This window comes from Ciceribacter thiooxidans, assembly GCF_014126615.1.
GTDB classification, from domain to species: Bacteria; Pseudomonadota; Alphaproteobacteria; order Rhizobiales; family Rhizobiaceae; genus Allorhizobium; species Allorhizobium thiooxidans.
This window is the reverse complement of record NZ_CP059896.1, coordinates 2840786-2861382: the sequence shown is the minus strand read 5'-3', so window position 1 is coordinate 2861382 and position 20597 is coordinate 2840786. Positions and strand designations below refer to the sequence as shown.

Genomic DNA, 20597 nt, shown 5'->3' with positions numbered 1-20597 from the left:
CGCGTCGCGTTGACGCTCAGTAAAGAACGCTGGCGCCCTGGTCGGCGGGGCCGGCGGTGCGGCGGAAGGTGGCGAAGAGTTCGCGTCCGAGACCGAATTCGTTCTCGGAGAGATCGACGGTGACCGCCGGGCGGGCGTCGAACTCGGCCGCGTCGACCATCACTTCGAGCGTGCCAGCGACAGCGTCCAGACGGATCATGTCGCCGTTGCGGATCCTGGCGATCGGCCCGCCGTTGCTCGCCTCCGGCGTCACATGGATCGCCGCCGGCACCTTGCCCGACGCACCGGACATGCGGCCGTCGGTGACGAGCGCCACCTTGTGGCCGCGGTCCTGCAGCACGCCGAGCGGAGGAGTGAGGCGATGCAGTTCCGGCATGCCGTTCGCACGCGGGCCCTGGAACCGGACGACGGCGACGAAGTCGCGGTCGAGCTTGCCCGCCTTGAAGGCGTCCTGCAGTTCCTGCTGGTCGTGGAAGACGATCGCCGGCGCCACGATCACGTGCCGCTCGGGCTTGACCGCGGAGATCTTGATCACCGACTTGCCGAGATTGCCGGTGAGCATCTTGAGCCCGCCGGTCGGCTGGAACGGCGTCTCAATTGCGGCGAGCACCTTCGGATCGGCGCTCTTTTCGGGAGCTGCCTCGCGTTGAACGGTTCCGTCTTCCGCAAGCCTCGGTTCGACCGTGTAGGCGGCAAGCCCGTGGCCGTAGACGGTGCGGACATCCTCATGCAGGAGACCGCCCTTCAGGAGCTCCTTGATGAGGAAGCCCATGCCGCCGGCGGCATGGAAATGGTTCACGTCGGCGAGGCCGTTCGGATAGACCCGGGCGAGAAGCGGCACGATGTCGGAAAGATCGGAGATGTCCTGCCAGCTCAGTTCGATGCCTGCGGCGCGCGCCATCGCGACGAGGTGCATGGTGTGGTTGGTGGAGCCGCCGGTCGCATGCAGCCCCACGACGCCGTTGACGATCGAGCGTTCGTCGATCATCTCGCCGACCGGCGTGAACTCGTTGCCGAGCGCGGTGATGGCGAGCGCCCGCTTGGCGGCTTCACGCGTCAGCGCTTCGCGGAGCGGCGTGTTCGGGTTGACGAAGGAGGCGCCCGGCATGTGCAGGCCCATGATCTCCATCAGCATCTGGTTGGAGTTCGCCGTGCCGTAGAAGGTGCAGGTGCCGGGACCGTGATAGGATTTCGATTCCGCTTCCAGCAGTTCGGCACGGCCGACCTTGCCTTCGGCATAAAGCTGGCGGATGCGGGACTTCTCGTCGTTCGGCAGGCCGCTGGTCATCGGTCCGGCCGGAATGAAGACCGCCGGAAGGTGACCGAAGGTCAGCGCTGCGATCGCCAGACCGGGGACGATCTTGTCGCAAATGCCGAGATAGACCGCCGCATCGAACATGTTGTGCGAAAGGCCGACGGCGGCGGCCATGGCGATCAGGTCGCGGGAAAAGAGCGAGAGCTCCATGCCGGGCTGACCCTGGGTCACGCCGTCACACATGGCCGGAACGCCGCCGGCCACCTGCGCCACGCCGCCGGCCTCGCGCGCCGCCTCGCGGATGATCGCGGGGAAGGTCTCGAACGGCTGATGCGCCGAGAGCATGTCGTTGTAGGAGGTGATGATCCCGAGATTGGGCACGGCGTCGCCGGCAAGATCCGCCTTCTCCGACGGCGCGCAGGCCGCAAAGCCGTGGGCGAGATTGCCGCAGGAGAGCACGGAGCGATGCACGCCCTTGGCGATCTGGCTGCGGACGCGGTCGAGATAGCGCTCGCGGCTCGCCTTAGAGCGTTCGACGATGCGCTTGGTGATGGCTTCAATGCGTTTGTCGGCGGTCATGGATATCATCCTGTCTGTTCGGGTGAACGGACCGCGAAGGGAGGATCGCACGCCCGTTCGGGCTCATCTCGGCGCCGGCCCGGCCGGCAGTCGGGCTGCCGGCGGTGCGGACGCGACAAGAAGGGCGTCAGGGCGCCCAGTATATCTCGACGGGCGAGGCGGCGCGATTGAGAACCGCGCGGACCGGCATTTCAGCCTCGTCTTTGCCGGCGAGCGCCTTGTCGAGCACGGCCTTCTTCTCCGCGCCTTCGATATGAAGCACCAGAAGCCGGGCATCCTGAAGGCCGGAGAAGGAGAAGGTGAGGCGGGTTTCGCCGGCACCTTCGGCCTCCATCGTCATCACCCGCCGCGGCAGGGAAAGGTCGAGCGCCTCCGCCAGATGGTTGCCGCCGGGGAAGAAGGAGGCGGTGTGGCCGTCATTGCCCATGCCGAGCACGACGACGTCGAAGGGCTGCGCGAGTGCCGCCGCCGCTTCCGTCGCACGTTCCGCTGCCTCTTCCGCCGAGTCCGCCGCGCTGAAGAGCGGCAGGAAGCGGGCCTTTGCCGCGGCGTTCTTCAAAAGATGGGTCGCGACCAGGAGATGGTTGGAGCGCGGATTGTCGGCGGGCACGAAGCGCTCGTCGACGAGCGTGACCGTGACCTTCTCCCAATCGAGCGCCTCGCGCGAGAGGGCGTCGAAGAAGGCCTTGGGCGTCGATCCGCCGGAGACGGCGATCGAGGCTTCGCCGCGCGCGGCAACCGCCGCCGAAAGGGCGGCTGCGACCGTGGCGGCAAGCGTTGTCGCGAGTGCTGCGCCGTTTTCGAATGTGTTTTCCTTGCTCGTCATGGCGCTTACTCGATCTCGTGCCAGGTACGGCCGTCACGCTCGATGAGCGCGATTGCCTGGCTCGGGCCCCAGGTGCCGGCGGTATAGCCCTGTGTCTTCTGCCCGGTTTCTTCCCAGGCGGTCAGGATCGGATCGACCCAGCGCCACGCGGCCTCAACCTCGTCGCGGCGCATGAACAGCGTCTGGTTCGAACGGATGACATCCATCAGCAGGCGCTCGTAGGCGTCTGGATTGCGCACGTCGAAGGCCTGCGCGAAGCTCATGTCGAGCGACACATGGCGGAGCCGCATGCCGCCCGGACCCGGGTCCTTGATCATCAGCCACTGCTTGACGCCTTCGTCCGGCTGCAGGCGGATGACGAGCTTGTTCGCCTCGATGCGGCCGGCGGCATCACCGAAGATCGAATGCGGGATCGGCTTGAAGGTAATGACGATTTCCGACATACGGGTTGCGAGCCGCTTGCCGGTGCGCAGGTAGAAGGGAACACCCGCCCAGCGCCAGTTGCCGATCTCGGCCTTGATGGCGACGAAGGTTTCCGTGTCGGAGGGGCCTTCGAGTTCCTCGGTATAGCCCTTGACCGGACCACCGGCGGAGGCGCCGGCCTTGTACTGGCCACGCACCGTCAGGCGCTCGACGTTCGAGGGGTCGATCGGTTTTAGCGAACGGAGCACCTTGAGCTTCTCGTCGCGGACGGCTTCCGCATCCATCGAGTTCGGCGCTTCCATGGCGACGAGGCAGAGAAGCTGCAGCATGTGGTTCTGCACCATGTCGCGCAGCGCGCCGGCCTTGTCGTAGTAGCTGACGCGGCCCTCGAGGCCGACCGATTCGGCGACAGTGATCTGGACGTGGTCGATATGAGCCGAATTCCACAGCGGCTCGTAAAGCGCGTTGGCGAACCGGAGCGCCATCAGGTTCTGCACCGTCTCCTTGCCGAGATAGTGGTCGATGCGGAAGATCTGTTCTTCCTTGAAGACCTTGCCGATCGTGTCGTTCAGCACCTGCGCGGAGGCGAGGTCGCGGCCAATCGGCTTCTCGACGACGATGCGGGTGGACTTGGTGATGAGGTCGAAATCGCGGATCTTGTCGGCAATGTCGCCGAAGATCGAAGGCGAGACGGCGAGATAGAAGGCACGCACGATGTCCTTGCCATCGTCGAGCAGCGTCTTCAGCCGGTCCCACCCCTCCGGCGACTTCGCGTCGACCGGGACGTAGAAGATGCGTGCACAGAACTTCGCGACCTCGGCATCGTCGTATTCGCCCTGGCGGAGATGCTCCTTCAGCGCGTTTTCGGCGAACTTGCGGTAGTCGTCGTCCGAAAGCGGCGTGCGCGACGCGCCGATGATGCGGGTCGGCTCGGTCAATTGGCCGGCGAGCTGCCGGTGATAGAGTGCCGGCAGAAGTTTGCGTTCGGCAAGGTCGCCGGTGCCGCCGAAGACGACGTAGTCAAAGGGCTCAACGGGGATAATCTGGCTGCTCATGCGCGGCATCTCTCAGTCGGAAACGTTGGTGCGTTTCTAATCTAATCGATTTAAAAAAGCCAGTAGCCAAACCGAAAAAAGCACCGACCGGAGCACACGGCAGCAATTCGCGGTCGCGCATGTTAGAGGTCATGATCCTCGCTAGAGCCGGCGGGCAGATCATGAATGATGCGTTTCTGGGCGTGAGCGACCACATCGTTGGTGGACCTGAAAGGCGCAGTCAGGAGACCCCACCATTGTATGAAGAGGCCCGCGTCCTCATTCTTGGAGTGCATATCTTCCGCACCTCTCTCCGAAGCCTCGCAACTCTCCGCATCCTCGTCTTCAGTCGAACGCAGCAGGTCTACGGCATCGCGCGCCTGCGAGGCCGGTACAAGGATAGGAGAGGCCCCCGTTCCTTTGGGCCATTGCTCGTCTCGGTAGGATCCAGCCGGGGCATCCACGGTACTGATACCATATGCCCTCAGAAAGGAGCGCGTCACTTCAACCTCGTCCTTTCCAAAAACCGTGGCGACACAGACGGGCCGATCGGGCGCGTTCTCTACCGTTGCCATTGAGGGCGCCGCCTTTCTTCTCAGAGCTTGTCCCTCAACGCATACCACGTCAGCGCCAGGAAGAGGAGCGGGCTGCGGAGCCGCGGACCGCCGGGGAAGGGCCGGATTCTCAGGTCCCTCAGGTATTCGAGCTCCGACGAACGGCCGAGCACCGTCTCGCCATAGAGCTTCCCGCAGTAGTTCGACAACATCACGCCGTGGCCGGAATAGCCGCCGATCGAGGTGACGCCCGGCATCACCTCGCGAACGAAGGGCTTGCGCGGCATGGTGATGCCGACCGAGCCGCCCCAGCCATGGGTGATCTCGATCGCGCTCAGCTCCGGATAGATCTCGGCGATCTGCCGGCGGATATGGGCCGAGATGTCCCGCGGTGCGTCGGCCGTATAGGCCTCGCGTCCGCCGAAGAGCAGCCGGCCGTCACGGGATTTGCGGAAATAGCGCACGACGAAACGGGAGTCGGCGACGGCCTCGCCGCCAGGAATGACGGTCGGGAATTTATCGAGCGGCGCCGTCGCCCCGATAAAGGAGCGGATCGGCATGACATGCGCGGCGGTGACCGGTTCGAGATTGCCGATATAAGCATTGGTGGCGATCAGCACGCGGCTTGCGGTGATCGTTCCCTTCGGCGTGTCGATCAGCGTCTTGCCGCCGGCGCGCCGGATGGCAATGGCCGGCGTCATCTCGTGGATTGCAGCGCCCGCGGCGCTTGCCGCACGCGCCAGCCCGACAACAAGTTTCAGCGGGTGGATGTGGCCCGTGCCGCTGTCATGGACGCCGTAGTGGTAATGGCTGGAGCCGAGGCGTTCGGCAGTTTCCTTCGCATCCATGAACCGCAGGTGCGGATAGCCGTAGCGGGTCGCGGCGATCTCGGCCGTGTGCCGGTACTCCTTCTCGTGCCCCGGCTTGTGGGCGACGTTCATCTGCCCCGGCATGAACTCCATGTCGATCCGGTGCTCGGCGGCGAAATCGAGGAGGTACTTTTTCGCGTGTTCGGCAAGGTCGAACAGTGCCTTCGACCGCTCGTAGCCGAGTTCGGCTTCGAGTTCGTCCGGATAGGCGCGCTGGCCGGTGCCCAACTGCCCGCCGTTGCGCCCCGACGCGCCGTCGCCGATCCGGCTGGCCTCGATCAGGACGACCGAGACGCCGCCCTTGGCAAGCGTATAGGCGGCCTGCAGCCCCGTATAGCCACCGCCGACAATGGCGATATCGGCCGTGGTCGAGCCGTCGAGCGCCGGATATTCGGGACGCTCGCCGACCGTTGCCTGATACCAGGAAATCCCCGGCGCGATCGGGCTTTGCCAAGTCATGGGCGCCCTCACACGTTCAGCAGCAGGAATTCACGTTCCCACGGGCTGATCACCTGCATGAAGGTCTCGAACTCGCCGCGCTTCACGCCGGCATAGAGCCCGATGAACTCCTCGCCGAGCACCTCGGCCAGCGCCGGTTCGGCTTCCATCACCGATACGGCCTCGAGCAACCCGCGCGGCAGCTCGACCGAACCTTCGTTGGCGGTGCCTTCGGAGGCTTCCGTCGGATCCGCGCCCCTGACGATGCCGAGATAGCCGGCGGCGAGCGAGGCGGCGAGCGCGAGGTACGGGTTGGCGTCCGAGCTCGGCAGGCGGTTTTCGACCCGGCGGGCGGCGGCGTTCGACACCGGCACGCGGAAGGCAGTAGTGCGGTTGTCGTAGCCCCAGGCATTGTTGACGGGCGCCGACATGTCCGGCGTCAGACGACGATAGGAGTTCACATAGGGCGCCATCATGACCAGCGCCTTCGGCACGAAGGCCTGCATGCCGCCGATGAAATGGAAGAATTCCTTCGACGCCGACCCGTCCGGATTGGAGAAGATGTTCTTGCCGGTCTCCTTGTCCACGACGGACTGGTGGATGTGCATGGCCGAACCCGGCTGGCCCTGCATCGGCTTGGCCATGAAGGTCGCGTAGATGCCGTGCTTCAGCGCCGCCTCGCGGATCGTCCGCTTGAACAGGAAGACCTGGTCGGCGAGCTCGATCGGATCGCCGTGGCGCAGGTTGATCTCGAGCTGGGCCGGCCCCTCCTCGTGAATGAGGGTGTCTATCTCCAGCCCCTGCTTTTCGGAGAAGTGGTAGATGTCATCGATCAGCTCGTCGAACTCGTTGATGCCGGCGATCGAATAGCCCTGACCGCCGAGGATCGACCGGCCCGACCGACCTTTCGGCGGATGCAGCGGATAGTCGGGGTCGTCGTTCATGGCGACGAGGTAGAACTCGATTTCCGGTGCGACGACCGGTCGCCAGCCCTTCTCCTCGTAGAGCCGCATGACGTTCTTCAGCACGTTGCGCGGCGTATAGGAGACCTGCTCGCCGTTCGAGCCGACGACGTCGCAGATCACCTGCGCGGTCGGGTCGGTCTCCCATGGCACGACGGAAAGTGTCGAAAGGTCGGGCACGAGCTTCAGGTCGCTGTCGCGCGGCTCGTAGCGGAACTGGCCGCTCTCTTCCGGGTATTCGCCGGAGATCGTGTGGCGGTAGAGCGCCGAAGGCAGCGCGAGCGACGTGTCGCCCGTGAACTTCGAGGTCGGCATCATCTTGCCGCGCGGAACGCCGGCGAGGTCCGGCGTGATGCATTCGATGTCCTCGATGCCGCGCGCGCGAAGCCATGCGGTGGCATCCTTCCACGTCTTTACGCCGCGGGTCGACTGGATGTCCGGAGGAATGCTTGCCTTTTTTGATGCCGCGCCGTGGGGTCTGAGCATTGTTTTCTTTGCAGGCATGTCTCACCGGTTTGGTTGTTGATGGCGCCATCATAACCGGACTTCGTAAATTGGCGAGGGGGGAAACCACGTTGACTTTGCGGCGCCGATCGAAAACACAGGTCTTCTTTGTCAGAGGGCCGGGACTTGGCGCGTATATTTGATGTTGCTGTCATAGGGGCGGGTGCCGCAGGCATGATGTGCGCGCTCGTCGCCGGCAAGCGCGGCCGGCGGATGCTGCTGCTCGACCACGCGCACGCGCCGGGGGAGAAGATTCGCATTTCGGGCGGCGGGCGCTGCAACTTCACCAACATCCATGCTGGGCCGAAGAACTTCCTTTCGGCAAACCCGCATTTCGCCAAGTCCGCACTCGCCCGCTTCGCGCCCACTGATTTCATCGCCATGGTCGACCGCCACGGGATCGCCTGGCACGAGAAGACGCTCGGCCAGCTCTTTTGCGACGACAGCGCCAAGGACATCATCCGTATGCTGCTCGACGAGATGCGGGCGGCGGGTGTGGAACTGCAGCTCGGCGTCGAGATTTCCGCGGTTGAAAAGGGCGAGGGTGGCTTTCGGCTGCAAACGACGGTCGGAGAAATCCGCGCCGCTTCCGTGGTGATCGCGACGGGTGGCAAGTCGATCCCGAAGATGGGCGCGACCGGCTTCGCCTATCGTGTCGCCGCCGACTTCGACCTCAAGGTGACCGAGACGCGCCCCGGCCTCGTGCCGCTCACGCTCGATCCGGCGCTACTTGCCGAGCTTGCGCCGCTCGCCGGCGTTTCCGTCGATGCCGAGATACGGCACGGCAAGACGGCGTTCCGTGAGGCGCTGCTTTTCACCCACAGAGGATTGAGCGGGCCGGCGATCCTGCAGATTTCGAGCTATTGGCGCGAAGGTGACGAGATCACGTTGTCACTCGAACCGGATGTTGATTTTGCCGCGCTGCTGAAAACGGCGAAGCGCGAAAACGGTCGGCAGGCGGTACAGACCGTACTCGCCCGGCATTTGCCGAAACGGCTTGCGCAATATGTCGTCGAACGGTTTGCCGTCGACAGGCCGCTCGCCGATCTGTCGGACAAGGCGCTGGAGGCGCTTGCCGCATTCCTCCATGGCTGGGCGATCAAACCGGCTGGCTCTGAAGGTTATCGCACGGCGGAAGTGACCCTCGGCGGCATCGATACGGCGGAGCTCGACTCGAAGACGATGATGGCGAAGCGTGTGCCGGGCCTCTATTTCGTCGGCGAATGTGTCGATGTCACCGGCTGGCTCGGCGGCTATAATTTCCAGTGGGCCTGGGCCTCCGGCCATGCCGCCGGCGAGAGCGTGTGATACGCTTTTCAGCACTTGTTAACGGGGCGGGCGCATGCTCGTCCGACGGGATACGACGATCGTCGTTGCGACATCTTGTCGGGTGGCGAACCGCGACAACCGTGAACTAGGTTGCTCAACAGTATTCGTGGGGTAGCAGTGATGAGACAGTCAAATCGCAGAGCACGCGCAATCGCCATTGCCAGGGCGCAGGACGACCGCCGCGTTCTTCTTCGGCGCACGGCCGCCCTCGGCTTTGCCGCCTGCTGCATTCTGATGGCCTTCGCCGTACTCGCCCTGTAGGCGACAGGGCATTGCCACCACGCTGCCTCCGGACGAGGCGGCTTCTTCCTCCCCGTCCGCGGCGGCTGTCTTCGCCCGGCCGGACCACCGGGCGAAGATCTTGCGAGCCCTTTGCCACGGAGCCTCGCCGTAGTGCGCGTAAAAGGCATCTTCCTCTGCGAGCGTCGGCCGCCGCGCGGCGGTATGGGACGAAACCAGGCGGGCGAGCAGCAATCCTGCGAATTCGTACATGGATGTATCTCCTCTGGATGAAACACATCCACTTATCTATAGCGCCAAATTTGCTTCATAAACCGACGAGAATGCATTACGTTTTTCATCCATGAAAAATGCATCCTGGGACGCCTACCAGATTTTCCTGCTCGTTGCCCGGCACGGCGGCCTTTCCGGTGCGGCCAGTGAGACCGGCTTGAGCCCGGCAACCATCGGCCGGCGGATGATCGAGTTCGAGCGCCGGATCGGCCGTCCGCTCTTCGTGCGCAGCCAGAGCGGCTATGCCCTTACCGGCGACGGGCGGCAACTGCTGGAGCAATTGAGCGACATGGAGGCGGCGGCCCGTCGCATAGAAGCGTGGCGCGAAGAAGCCGCCGCTCCGGCCCTGGTCAGGCTGGCTGCCGGCACCTGGATCGCATGGCTCGTCAGCGAGAATTTTCCGGCGCTGCTTACCGAGCGCGATCCGTTCCGTATCGATCTCCACATCGCCGAGCAGCGGGCGGCTCTGGCTCACCGCGAGTGCGACATTGGCATCCGCGCCTTCGAACCCGAGGAGTTGAACCTCGCAAAGATCCCGGCCGGCACCACCGCTTACGCCCCTTACCGGGCGCGCAACACCGCAGACCACGGACCGGGCCGCTGGCTGGCGGTCGACACCGAAAACGCGATCTCCGCCTACCTGCGTTGGCCGCATGAGAACAAGGCCGAAAACATCGTCGTGACGGTCAATCGCCCCCGCTCGCTGCGCGACCTTGCGCTTGCCGGCGCGGGAATTGCGGTCCTGCCGTGCTTCGTCGGCGATCTCGAGTCGAAGCTCGAACGGGCCGGGCCGGAGATCGCCGACCTGCGCCACCGCCAGTGGATCGTGATGAACAACGACGACCGCCATCGGCGGGAGATTCGGACGGTCGCAGATCGCCTTTCGAAACTCCTGAAGGCGCATGAGGAGCTCTTCTGCGGGAAGCGTCCGCTGGCCTGATTTCCGTGGTCGGGCAGTCCCCGGACCTGTCTGTCCCCTTACTTTAGTAGCATCCCGTTCAGAATTTCTTCAGCCCCTCATGAGAGAAGCATTTCAGGGGCAAACGTCAGGTTCGGTCCTTGTGATCGAACACGGCAACTCATGGGGGTAAGCTGATGCTGGTCGATCGTCTGCTGGCGCGTTTCAAGATCCAGACCAAGGTTCTCGTCTTCATCTTTCCGTTCGTCGTGAGCATTTCGGCGGTGGGGCTCACCGGCCTCTATGCGTCGAACATGTTGCAGGGCCGTATGGACATCTCCAACACCGTCCTGCAGACGCTGAGCGGGTTCAAGAAGGTCTACGTCTCGATGACGACGTTCCTGCAGGAGACGAACGAACAGACCAGAGCCGCTCTCGACGAAGAAATCGCAACGCAGTCGGCCGCGCTGAAGGATACCCATGCCGGCCTTTCCGGGCTGGAAGGCCAGACGGAGATGGATGCGGCGATCGCCGGAACCGATGCGATCGGCGCCAAGGCGGCCAACCTCTGGAGCCTGCATCAGGACGAGGTCAAGCTACGCGCCGGACTGGAAGGTGACCTCGCCGCCCTGATGAGAGCCCGCGGCGAACTCATCAAATATGCGACGACCGTGCGTGAGACGCTCGCCGCCGACGAGTCGAAGGCCAAGGGCCTGCTGCGTCAGGCGGAGAAGCTCAACCGCGGCGCCGCCCTCATCTCCAAGATCGTCACCGATTACAACATGCTGACGACACCGCAGGAGAAGATGGATCTGCTCAAGAAGGAGTTCGGGGACCTCGCGACCGCGAGCGCGGACATCACCAGTGTCCTGCCGATTGACCAGGTCGCTCTCGGTAATGCAATCGCCGACGGCGTCGCAGTGGTTAAGAAACAGCTCGACCTCGGAGTCGTCAACGACGGAACCATCGGTACCGTCGACCGTGCGATCAACCTCCTGCGTCCGGCCGGCATCAAGCTGCAGGGCGCTTCGACGGTGAAATCGCGCGAGGCGACGCGCGTCTTCGGTACGCTCGACCGGCCGATGGCCGAGGCGACGGCGCTGCTTGCTGCGACCCAGAAGCTCGCCGATGCGGTCAACACGGTGGATTCCCGCGCCTCGCGCTTCCTCGGAGCCCCTGAGGAAGAGAACCTCTCGCGGCTGAAGACCGCGCTCGACGGTCTGCGTGCGGATGCCGACAGGTTTGCCTCGGATCCGGCCGTCGCCAAGGATGCCCACGACAAGGTGGCGGCGCTGTTGCCGCTCGTCGACTCGATTGCCAAGCGTGCCGGCGACCTCGTAGGGCTCTCCGTGAAGCGAGCCGAATCCTTCAAGGCGGCCGCAAGCGATATCGACGGGATCTGGTCCAACCTCACCGCCTTTGCCGCCTTGCAGCGCGAGGTGGCGGGGTCCGAACGTGACAAGGCCAACCGCATCTCGGCGACGGCGACGATGCTCGGCGTGCTGATCGCGGTCTTCGCCGGCATCGGACTCGTCGTCACCTTCAAGGGGCCGATCACGCAAATCACCGCGGCCATGCGGCGGCTGGCGGCCGGCGACCTCGATGCCGGCGTCAACGGCGACGCCCGCGCCGACGAGATCGGCGAGATGGCCCGTGCGCTCGGCGTCTTCAAGGAGAATGCGCTCGCCAAGATCCGCATCGAGGCGGAAAGCGAACAGGAACGTGCCGCGGCGGAGGCCGAACGGCAGCGCAACGATCTCGAAAAGCAGGAAATCGACCGGCAGATCGAATTCGCCGTCAACGCGCTTGCCGCCGGCCTCGGGCGGCTCGCCGACGGCGATATCTCGGCGACGATCGAGACACCCTTCGTCGGCCGGCTCGAGGACCTGCGCAACGACTTCAACCGTTCGCTGACCCGCCTCCAGGACACGATCGGGACGATCATTACCAACGTGTCGCTGATCCAGGGCAATGGCCAGCAGATGTCGCAGTCCGCGGCCGAACTCTCGCGCCGGACGGAAGCACAGGCAGCCTCTCTGGAGGAAACGGCGGCCGCTGTCGAGGAAATCACCGTGACCGTGCGCTCGTCGGCTGAAAGGGCCCGCGAGGCCAACGCAATCGTGGTTGCGACCCGCGGCAGCGCCGACGCCTCCGCGGAGGTTGTCAACAACGCGATTTCGGCCATGGGCCGGATCGAGAACGCATCTCAGAAGATCGAGCAGATCATCGATGTGATCGAGGACATCGCCTTCCAGACGAACCTGCTCGCGCTCAACGCCGGTATCGAGGCCGCCCGCGCCGGAGACGCCGGCAAGGGCTTTGCCGTCGTCGCGCAGGAAGTGCGCGAGCTTGCCCAGCGCTCCGGCTCAGCGGCGAAGGAGATCAAGGACCTGATCAACACCGCAGCCACCGAAGTGGGCGGCGGCTCGCGTCTCGTCCAGCAGACGGGCGAGGTCCTAACGCGCATCGGCGAGCAGATCATGTCCATCAGCCAGCACGTCGAGGTGATTGCCCGCGGCAGCCAGGACCAGGCGGCGGCGCTTGCGGAGGTCAATGATACGGTCAACCAGATGGACCAGATGACCCAGCAGAATGCTGCCATGGTCGAGGAGACGAGTGCGGCGAGCAGCCAGCTCGCCTCCGAGGCCGATGCGCTGCTGAGCCTTGTTCGGCAGTTTCGGATCGACGGTCGCTCTCAAGAGCACCGGGTGGCTCGCACGGCGGCCTGATCGGTTCACGGAAAAAATGAGCCCGCGCAGATCCCGGATTTCCTCCACCGGGGCCTCGCGCGGGCAAGTTCCGGCACTCATGGATGGTGCCGGGTTGGGGATGGGTTTCGTCAGGCGGCGTTGCGCCCCTGAGTTACGATGACCGGGATCAGCAGGTCACCCCAGTTGCCGTCGCCGCCGTGATGGCGCGCAGAGCGGACGAGCTCGACGGATACGCCGGCATCGACGGCCTTCATGACGGACTGGTTCAGGCGGTGCAGGTCGTTCGCAACCATGCGGATCATTGCCTGCTGATCGGCGGTCATTGCCGATGCCTGTTCTTCTGCGCGTTCCTTGACTCGGGTCTGGGGTGTCATTGCATTTCTCCTCTTATATGTGGGGTTCTTGAAGCACCTCCCCCTTGAGGGGGGAGGTCGCAGCGTAGCTGCGGGTGGGGTGAACCTTTAGCGGTTGCGAAGGTCACCCCACCCCGGCACTTGCGTGCCGACCCTCCCCCTCGAGGGGAGGGTGCGATCCTTATTCAGCCGCCGGCTTGAACTGCTCGGTTTCGGTCGATTCCTTCATCGCGGTCGTCGACGACTGGCCGGCGGTGATGGCGAGCGAGACGGCGTCGAAGTAGCCGGTGCCGACTTCGCGCTGGTGCTTGGTCGCCGTGTAACCGTTGGCCTCGGCCGCGAATTCCGCCTGCTGCAGCTCCGAATAGGCCGCCATCTGGCGATCCTTGTAGCCGCGGGCGAGCTCGAACATGCCGAAGTTCAGCTGATGGAAGCCGGCGAGCGTGATGAACTGGAACTTGTAGCCCATCGCACCCAGCTCCTTCTGGAACTTGGCGATCGTCGCGTCGTCGAGGTTCTTCTTCCAGTTGAACGACGGCGAGCAGTTGTAGGCGAGCTTCTTGCCCGGATGCGCCTTCTGCACGGCCTCGGCAAACTTGCGGGCCTGTTCGAGGTCCGGCTTGCCGGTTTCCATCCAGATCAGGTCGCAATGCGGAGCATAGGCGATGGCGCGTGCAATGCAGGGCTCGATGCCGTTCTTGACCTGGTAGAAGCCTTCCGCGGTGCGGCCGGCGTCGTAGTCGACGAAGGGCTTGTCGCGCTCGTCGATGTCCGACGTCAGGAGCTTCGCGGCTTCCGCGTCGGTACGGGCGACGATCAGCGTCGGAACACCCATGACGTCGGCGGCCAGGCGCGCAGCGGTCAGGTTACGGATATGTGCGGCGGTCGGGATCAGAACCTTGCCGCCGAGATGGCCGCACTTCTTTTCCGATGCGAGTTGGTCCTCGAAGTGAACGCCGGCAGCACCCGCCTCGATGAAGGCCTTCATGATTTCAAAGGCGTTGAGCGGGCCACCGAAGCCTGCTTCCGCGTCAGCGACGATCGGAGCGAACCAGGTGTCGACCGAAAGGCCCTTGCCTTCGGACGTTTCGATCTGGTCGGCGCGCTGCAGCGTGCGGTTGATGCGCTTGGCAAGCTCCGGTGCGGCGTTTGCCGGATAGAGCGACTGGTCCGGATACATGGCGGATGCGGTGTTGGCGTCGGCAGCAACCTGCCAGCCGGAGAGGTAGATTGCCTTCAGGCCGGCACGGACCATCTGCATGGCCTGGTTGCCGGAGAGCGCACCGAGCGCATTGACGAAGGGCTCCTCGTTGATCAGCTTCCACAGCCGGTTCGCCCCCATTTCGGCGAGCGAGTACTTGATCTCGACCGACCCGCGCAGGCGCTTGACGTCTTCCGGCGTATAGGGACGCTGGATGCCGTCATAGCGGTCCTTCGGCGCGCTCGGAACGAGATTGTAAAAATCAGTCATAGCAAACTCCCTTTTGCTCCGGTGCTCAAGAAGTCCGGTTTTCTGATCCGCGGCTTCTCGCTCTTGATGTGACGATATTTACAGTGCGGCGCAAAAAACGACCAGAAAATTCGATAAAACAACGGGATGAAAGAGGTTAGGATGTATTGCGTTTGACAACGCAGCGCTGTAAAATTGTAAAAGTAGTAAAGGTATTCCGAGGCGTCAGGTCGGTGCCGTTCTGTAAAGGTATGTAAAATGGCGGAACACAAGATCTTCGCAGGCCCCAGGGTCCGGCGTATCCGCAACGGTCTGGGCCTGACCCAGACAGCCATGGCCGAGGCGCTGGAAATCTCGCCGTCCTACCTGAACCTGATCGAGCGCAACCAACGCCCGCTGACGGTACAGCTCCTGCTGAAACTGGCCACCGTCTACAAGGTCGATCTCGATGAACTGCAGGGGAGGCCGGCGGTACCGCGAGCCAGTTGCGCGAGGTCTTTGGCGATCCCCTGCTTGCCGGCGAGGTGCCGGGCGACCAGGAGCTCATCGAGGTGGCCGAGGCCGCACCCAATGCCGCGAACGGCGTGATCAAGCTCTACCGGGCCTATCGTGAGCAGGCGGGTCGCCTGACGGACCTCGCCGAGCTTCTGGCTCGCGAGGGGCACGCGACGTCGCTCTCCGGTACCCGGCTGCCGATCGACGAGGTGCGGGAGACCTTCGAGAAACGGCCGAACTTCTTTGCCCGCATCGAGGACACGGCCGAGGCGTTTCACGCCGAGCTCGGTCTTTCGGCAGGCGATGACCTCGCTGTCGCGCTGAAGAACTGGCTGCGGGTGAAGCACGGCATCGTCGTGCGGGCGCTGCCGATTCACGCTATGCCCAATTTGCGCCGGCGCTACGACCGGCACTCGATGCGTCTCTTCCTGTCCGAGCGTCTGTCACCTTTCGACCAGTTGCGGGAAATCGCCATGGAGGTCTGTCTGCTGGCTCTGGGCGAGGAGATTCTCGCCGAGCTTGAGGCGCTCTCCTTCTCGACCGGCGAGGCGAAGCGTCTCGGCCGTTTCGAGCTTGCCCGTTATGCCGCCCATGCGCTCGTCATGCCCTACGGCGCCTTTCTTTCGGCGGCCCAGCGTGCCCGATATGACGTCGACGTCCTGCGCTCGCGCTTTTCCGTCTCCTACGAACAGGTGGCGAACCGGTTGACGATGCTGCAGCGCCCCGGTGCGGCAGGCATTCCCTTCTTCATGCTCGAGGTCGACAATGCCGGCCATCGTTTCCGCAAGGCCGGTGCGAACGGCTTCCCGCAGGCGAAATTCGGCGGCGGTTGTCCGAAGCTCAATATTCACGCCGCCTTCGCCCAGCCGGCGCAAGTCCTCGTCGACCACGTGGAGATGCCCGACGGCACCGGCTTCCTGACGGTTTCGCGGACTCTCGACGGGCCGCAGGCGGGGTTCAACGAGCGGGTGCGGCGCACGGCGCTGCTGCTCGGCTGCGACATCGCCTATCGCGACGAAGTGGTCTACGGGCAGGCGGTCGCCGGCGGCTTGCCGCCGGTTGCCGTCGGTACGGTGTGCCGGCTCTGCGAGAGGCAGGGCTGTCTCGCCCGCGCCGAGCCTCCGGTGACGCGTCCGCTCGGCCTGGACGAGATGGTGACCGGGCTTTCCGCCTTCGACTTCCAGTGAGCGACTTCTTCTTCTCGACGTCGCCTTTTTCCCCTTGTCGCCTGTTGATTTCCTTTCTAGTCTGCCAAAAACCAAGAATAATGAAGGGCGTTCGCCCACCCCGGGGAATATAAGACAGGAGATATTATGAGATCCGCTTTCATTCGTTTGGCGTCCGCAGCCACGGCGACGTTGCTGTTTGCGACCGTCGCGAACGCGCAGGAGCGCGTGGTTCACGTCTACAACTGGTCGGACTACATCGACGAATCGGTCCTGGAAGAGTTCACCAAGGAGACCGGGATCAAGGTTGTCTACGACGTGTTCGACAGCAACGAACTGCTCGAGACCAAGCTGCTCGCCGGCGGCTCGGGCTATGACGTCGTCGTTCCGACCGCTCCCTTCCTCGCCCGCCAGATCCAGGCCGGCGTGTTCCAGAAGCTCGACAAATCGAAGCTGCCGAACCTGAAGAACATGTGGCCGGACGTCATGGAGCGCCTGGCCAAGTACGACCCCGGCAATGAATACGCCGTCAACTACATGTGGGGCACGACCGGCATCGGCTACAATGTCGACAAGGTAAAGGCTGCGCTCGGCGACGTTCCGGTCGACAGCTGGGACGTTCTCTTCAAGCCGGAGAATGCCGAGAAGCTGAAATCCTGCGGTGTCAACATCCTCGACGCCTCCGACGAGACCTTCGCGATCGCACTCAACTACGTCGGCAAGAACCCGGACAGCAAGGATGCGGCTGAACTCGAAGAGGGCGGCAAGGTCTACATGAACATCCGTCCGTCGGTGAAGACCTTCAACTCGTCGGCCTACATCGACGACCTCGCCAACGGCGACATCTGCATGACCATCGGCTGGTCCGGCGACGTGCTGCAGGCCAAGGCCCGCGCCGAAGAAGCCAATAATGGCGTCCACATTGAATATGTCATTCCGAAGGAAGGCACCTATATGTGGTTCGACAACCTGGCGATCCCGGCGGACGCCAAGAACGTCGAAGAAGCCCACGAATTCATCAACTTCCTGATGAAGCCCGACGTCATCGCCAAGGCTTCCAACTACGTCCAGTATGCGAACGGCAACCTCGCCTCGCAGTCGCTGCTCGATGAGAGCGTCTTCAAGAACCCCTCCGTCTATCCCGATCCGGAGACGATGAAGAAGCTCTTCACCATCTCTCCCTATGGCCCGAAGGAACAGCGTGTCCTCAACCGTGTCTGGACACAGATAAAAACGGGCAACTGACCCGCAGGCGAATTGACCGGGCGCGCATCGACGCGCCCGGTGTCGTTTTGACGGAATAATCTTTTACATTCAGGAATTTGGGTCGGGCTATGGCGAAGTCTCTGGGACCGGTAAAGCGAAAATTCTCACCATGGACCGATCCGGGGGCGGTACCCTTCATCCGCTTCGAGAACGTCACCAAGCGCTTCGGTGACTTCACGGCGGTCAGCAATCTCAGCCTCGACATTTATGAGCGGGAATTCTTCTCGTTGCTCGGACCGTCCGGTTGCGGCAAGACCACACTAATGCGCATGCTGGCGGGCTTTGAAGAACCCACCGAGGGGCGCATCCTGCTGCAGGGCAAGGACATTTCCGGCGTGCCGCCCTATCGGCGGCCGACCAACATGATGTTCCAGTCCTACGCGCTCTTCCCGCACATGACCGTCGAGAAGAACATCGCCTTCGGCCTCGAGCAGGACAAGCTGCCGAAAGGCGAGATCGACGCGCGCGTCCAGGAGATGCTGAAGCTCGTCAAGCTCGAGCAGTTCGCCAAGCGCAAGCCGAACCAGCTTTCAGGTGGCCAGCGTCAGCGCGTGGCGCTTGCCCGTTCTCTCGCCAAGCGCCCGAAGGTATTGTTGCTCGACGAGCCGCTCGGCGCCCTTGATCGCAAGTTGCGGGAGGAGACGCAGTTCGAATTGATCGACATCCAGACGACGCTCGGCCTTACCTTCCTGATCGTTACCCACGACCAGGAAGAGGCGATGACGGTTTCCGACCGGATCGCCGTCATGGACAAGGGCGTCATCGTGCAGGTGGCGACGCCGGCGGAGATCTACGAGGCACCGAACAGCCGCTACGTCGCGGATTTCATCGGCGACATCAATATCGTCGAAGGCACCTTCGAGGGCCGGGCAAATGACGGTCGCAACGGCAGCGAAATGGTCAGGGTGTCTTGCGGAAGCTTCACCGCGGCGGTCGAGCAGCAATGCGACGTGGCCCCCGGCGCGAGCGTCGCTTTCGCGGTCCGCCCCGAAAAGGTGCGCATCTCGCTGGACAAGCCAGCGGAAACCGCGACCAACGCCCTCTATGGCGAGGTCTGGGACATCGGCTACCTCGGTGACTTTTCGGTCTTCGTCGTCAAGCTGGAGGACGGCCGCACCTTCCGCGCGGCGCAGGCGAACATTTCCCGTCTCGTCGATCGGCCAATCACTTACGGCGACATGGTATGGCTGACCTGGCCGGCCGATGCCGGTCTCGTGCTGACGCGCTGAGGAGGGGATGATGGAAGGAGAGATATCGCTCCCCAAGGCAAGCCCGGCGCGCTGGCTCGTCGTTCTCGTTCCCTATGCGTGGATGGCGCTTTTCTTTCTTGCGCCCTTCTTGATCGTCGTGAAGATTTCTCTTTCCGACACCGCGATCGCGATGCCGCCTTACCTCCCCGTATTCGAGGGCTTTTCCGCGCTTCGCGGCTTCGTCTCCCAGCTCGATCTCGAAAACTATCTCTTTCTGACTGAAGACCCGCTGTATTACAGTGCTTACCTGTCGTCGCTGCGTATCGCGGTGATTTCCACCTTTCTTCTTCTGCTGATCGGGTATCCGATCGCGCTCGGCATGGCACGGGCGTCGGTGACCATCCGCCCGACGCTGCTGATGCTGGTCATCCTGCCTTTCTGGACCTCGTTCCTGATCCGCGTCTACGCCTGGATCGGCATTCTCAAGCCGGAGGGGCTTCTGACGCTCGTGCTGCAGGCTTTGCACATCTACGGACCGGATCAGCAGGTGCAGATCTTCCGCACCGAAACGGCGATCTTCATAGGCATCGTCTATTCCTATCTGCCCTTCATGGTACTGCCGCTCTATTCGGCGCTCGAAAAGCTCGACGGCACGCTGCTGGAGGCGGCGAGCGACCTCGGTTGCCCGCCGTGGAAGGCCTTCTGGCGCATCACCTTCCCGCTGTCGATCCCCGGCGTGATCGCCGGTTCCATGATCTGCTTCATCCCGATCACCGGCGAGTTCGTCATCCCCGATCTGCTCGGCGGCCCGAACACCTTGATGATCGGCAAGACACTCTGGACGGAGTTCTTCGGCAACCGCGACTGGCCGCTCGCCTCCGCGGTCGCCGTGGTGCTGCTTCTGCTGCTGGTCATCCCGATCATGATCTTCCAGAACCAGCAGCAGAAGGTGTGAGGTGACGCCATGAAACCGGGCAAGTTCGACGCCACCGTCCTCACCATCGGGTTCGCTTTCCTCTATCTCCCGATCGTCATCCTCGTCATCTATTCCTTCAACGAATCGAAACTCGTCACCGTGTGGGGCGGTTTTTCGCTCAAATGGTATGGTGCGCTCTGGCAGAACCAGGGCCTCCTCGATGCCGCCTGGGTGACGATCCGTGTCGGCCTGATCAGCGCTACGTCAGGCACGGTCCTTGGAACGCTGGCAGCGCTGGCGCTGGTGCGCTACGGCCGGTTTCCGGGGCGGATACTGTTTTCCGGCATGGTCTACGCGCCGCTCGTCATGCCGGAGGTCATCACCGGCTTGTCGCTGCTTCTGCTGTTCGTCGCGGTCGGCCTCGATCGCGGCATGCTGACGTTGACGCTCGCCCACGTCACCTTCACGATGTGCTACGTGGCGATCGTCGTGCAGTCGCGGCTGCTGACTTTCGACCGCAGTCTGGAGGAAGCCGCGCTCGATCTCGGCTGCCCGCCGGTCCGGACCTTCTTCAGGATCACGCTGCCGCTCATCATGCCGGCCGTCGTCTCCGGCTGGATGCTCGCCTTCACGCTGTCGCTCGACGATCTGGTCATCTCGAGTTTCACCACCGGTCCCGGAGCGACGACCCTGCCGATCAAGATCTATTCGCAGGTCCGACTGGGGGTTACGCCGGAGATCAACGCCGTCTGCACCATCCTCATCGGCATCGTGACCATCGGTGTCATCATCGCCTCGATCACGACCAAGCAGCGCGAATTGCAGCGCCTGCGCGATGAGCACGTCGCCGCGACCCAGGCGTGACG

15 protein-coding genes and 1 pseudogene are annotated in these 20597 nt (G+C 63.5%); 8 read left to right on the top strand and 8 right to left on the bottom strand.

From position 1 onward, the window contains the following. Positions 1-16 precede the first annotated feature (16 nt). From edd to H4I97_RS13940, 5 genes are all read right to left on the bottom strand, one after another. A complete protein-coding gene (edd, locus tag H4I97_RS13960) occupies positions 17-1834 on the bottom strand; it encodes a phosphogluconate dehydratase (protein WP_182305258.1) in 1818 nt (605 codons plus the stop codon). A gap of 127 nt (positions 1835-1961) precedes the next feature. After that, positions 1962-2660, bottom strand: coding sequence for a 6-phosphogluconolactonase (pgl, locus tag H4I97_RS13955; protein WP_182305257.1), 699 nt, complete (start codon positions 2658-2660; stop codon positions 1962-1964). Between the two features lie 5 nt (positions 2661-2665). Then, positions 2666-4138 (bottom strand): glucose-6-phosphate dehydrogenase, encoded by a 1473-nt coding sequence (zwf, locus tag H4I97_RS13950; protein WP_182305256.1) that lies wholly within the window; start codon positions 4136-4138, stop codon positions 2666-2668. Between the two features lie 574 nt (positions 4139-4712). Next, positions 4713-5999 carry an NAD(P)/FAD-dependent oxidoreductase gene (locus tag H4I97_RS13945; protein WP_378143213.1) on the bottom strand — a complete coding sequence of 429 codons (1287 nt, stop codon included), beginning with the start codon at positions 5997-5999 and terminating at the stop codon, positions 4713-4715. 8 nt (positions 6000-6007) lie between these two features. Beyond that, positions 6008-7426 (bottom strand): glutamine synthetase family protein, encoded by a 1419-nt coding sequence (locus tag H4I97_RS13940; protein ID WP_378143214.1) that lies wholly within the window; start codon positions 7424-7426, stop codon positions 6008-6010. Between the two features lie 192 nt (positions 7427-7618). On the opposite strand from H4I97_RS13940, the gene H4I97_RS13935 reads away from it, so the two are divergent. Beyond that, positions 7619-8752 carry a BaiN/RdsA family NAD(P)/FAD-dependent oxidoreductase gene (locus tag H4I97_RS13935; RefSeq protein WP_244658786.1) on the top strand — a complete coding sequence of 378 codons (1134 nt, stop codon included), beginning with the start codon at positions 7619-7621 and terminating at the stop codon, positions 8750-8752. A gap of 150 nt (positions 8753-8902) precedes the next feature. Here the strand turns inward: H4I97_RS13935 and H4I97_RS13930 are convergent, their stop codons facing one another. Further along, positions 8903-9265, bottom strand: a complete 363-nt coding sequence (locus H4I97_RS13930; protein WP_182305252.1) for a hypothetical protein — start codon at positions 9263-9265, stop codon at positions 8903-8905. 91 nt (positions 9266-9356) lie between these two features. Here H4I97_RS13930 and H4I97_RS13925 point away from each other — a divergent pair, with 91 nt between their 5' ends. Both H4I97_RS13925 and H4I97_RS13920 read left to right on the top strand, forming a co-directional pair. Beyond that, complete coding sequence (locus H4I97_RS13925) at positions 9357-10226, top strand: LysR family transcriptional regulator (RefSeq protein WP_182305251.1); 870 nt, start codon at positions 9357-9359, stop codon at positions 10224-10226. A gap of 155 nt (positions 10227-10381) precedes the next feature. Beyond that, a complete protein-coding gene (locus H4I97_RS13920; RefSeq protein WP_182305250.1) occupies positions 10382-12913 on the top strand; it encodes a methyl-accepting chemotaxis protein in 2532 nt (843 codons plus the stop codon). Between the two features lie 110 nt (positions 12914-13023). On the opposite strand, the gene H4I97_RS13915 is transcribed toward H4I97_RS13920, so the two are convergent. Both H4I97_RS13915 and aceA read right to left on the bottom strand, forming a co-directional pair. After that, positions 13024-13269 (bottom strand): SMc00767 family acetate metabolism repressor, encoded by a 246-nt coding sequence (locus H4I97_RS13915; RefSeq protein ID WP_182305249.1) that lies wholly within the window; start codon positions 13267-13269, stop codon positions 13024-13026. 160 nt (positions 13270-13429) lie between these two features. Continuing rightward, positions 13430-14719 carry an isocitrate lyase gene (gene aceA / locus H4I97_RS13910; RefSeq protein ID WP_182305248.1) on the bottom strand — a complete coding sequence of 430 codons (1290 nt, stop codon included), beginning with the start codon at positions 14717-14719 and terminating at the stop codon, positions 13430-13432. Between the two features lie 237 nt (positions 14720-14956). Here aceA and H4I97_RS13905 point away from each other — a divergent pair. The 5 genes and pseudogenes from H4I97_RS13905 (at position 14957) to H4I97_RS13885 (ending at position 20595) form a co-directional block, all read left to right on the top strand. Then, positions 14957-16380 (top strand): annotated as a pseudogene (locus tag H4I97_RS13905) (helix-turn-helix domain-containing protein). A gap of 126 nt (positions 16381-16506) precedes the next feature. Further along, positions 16507-17604 (top strand): polyamine ABC transporter substrate-binding protein, encoded by a 1098-nt coding sequence (locus tag H4I97_RS13900; protein WP_182305247.1) that lies wholly within the window; start codon positions 16507-16509, stop codon positions 17602-17604. Between the two features lie 89 nt (positions 17605-17693). Further along, complete coding sequence (locus H4I97_RS13895; RefSeq protein ID WP_182305246.1) at positions 17694-18854, top strand: ABC transporter ATP-binding protein; 1161 nt, start codon at positions 17694-17696, stop codon at positions 18852-18854. Positions 18855-18864: 10 nt separating this feature from the next. Continuing rightward, on the top strand, positions 18865-19770 hold the full coding sequence (locus tag H4I97_RS13890) for an ABC transporter permease subunit (RefSeq protein WP_210297081.1): 906 nt from the start codon (positions 18865-18867) through the stop codon (positions 19768-19770). 9 nt (positions 19771-19779) lie between these two features. Further along, positions 19780-20595: an ABC transporter permease gene (locus H4I97_RS13885; protein ID WP_182305244.1), complete on the top strand. Its 816-nt coding sequence runs from the start codon at positions 19780-19782 to the stop codon at positions 20593-20595. Positions 20596-20597: the final 2 nt, after the last annotated feature.

Bases quoted from the DNA above. Each gene is read 5' to 3' on its own strand.
- H4I97_RS13925 (WP_182305251.1), top strand. From the start codon at position 9,357: ATGAAAAATGCATCCTGGGACGCCTACCAGATTTTCCTGCTCGTTGCC.
- edd (WP_182305258.1), bottom strand. From the start codon at position 1,834: ATGACCGCCGACAAACGCATTGAAGCCATCACCAAGCGCATCGTCGAA.
- H4I97_RS13890 (WP_210297081.1), top strand. From the start codon at position 18,865: ATGGAAGGAGAGATATCGCTCCCCAAGGCAAGCCCGGCGCGCTGGCTC.
- H4I97_RS13915 (WP_182305249.1), bottom strand. From the start codon at position 13,269: ATGACACCCCAGACCCGAGTCAAGGAACGCGCAGAAGAACAGGCATCG.
- zwf (WP_182305256.1), bottom strand. From the start codon at position 4,138: ATGAGCAGCCAGATTATCCCCGTTGAGCCCTTTGACTACGTCGTCTTC.
- H4I97_RS13885 (WP_182305244.1), top strand. From the start codon at position 19,780: ATGAAACCGGGCAAGTTCGACGCCACCGTCCTCACCATCGGGTTCGCT.
- aceA (WP_182305248.1), bottom strand. From the start codon at position 14,719: ATGACTGATTTTTACAATCTCGTTCCGAGCGCGCCGAAGGACCGCTAT.
- H4I97_RS13930 (WP_182305252.1), bottom strand. From the start codon at position 9,265: ATGTACGAATTCGCAGGATTGCTGCTCGCCCGCCTGGTTTCGTCCCAT.
- pgl (WP_182305257.1), bottom strand. From the start codon at position 2,660: ATGACGAGCAAGGAAAACACATTCGAAAACGGCGCAGCACTCGCGACA.
- H4I97_RS13895 (WP_182305246.1), top strand. From the start codon at position 17,694: ATGGCGAAGTCTCTGGGACCGGTAAAGCGAAAATTCTCACCATGGACC.
- H4I97_RS13900 (WP_182305247.1), top strand. From the start codon at position 16,507: ATGAGATCCGCTTTCATTCGTTTGGCGTCCGCAGCCACGGCGACGTTG.
- H4I97_RS13940 (WP_378143214.1), bottom strand. From the start codon at position 7,426: ATGCTCAGACCCCACGGCGCGGCATCAAAAAAGGCAAGCATTCCTCCG.
- H4I97_RS13935 (WP_244658786.1), top strand. From the start codon at position 7,619: ATGATGTGCGCGCTCGTCGCCGGCAAGCGCGGCCGGCGGATGCTGCTG.
- H4I97_RS13920 (WP_182305250.1), top strand. From the start codon at position 10,382: ATGCTGGTCGATCGTCTGCTGGCGCGTTTCAAGATCCAGACCAAGGTT.
- H4I97_RS13945 (WP_378143213.1), bottom strand. From the start codon at position 5,999: ATGACTTGGCAAAGCCCGATCGCGCCGGGGATTTCCTGGTATCAGGCA.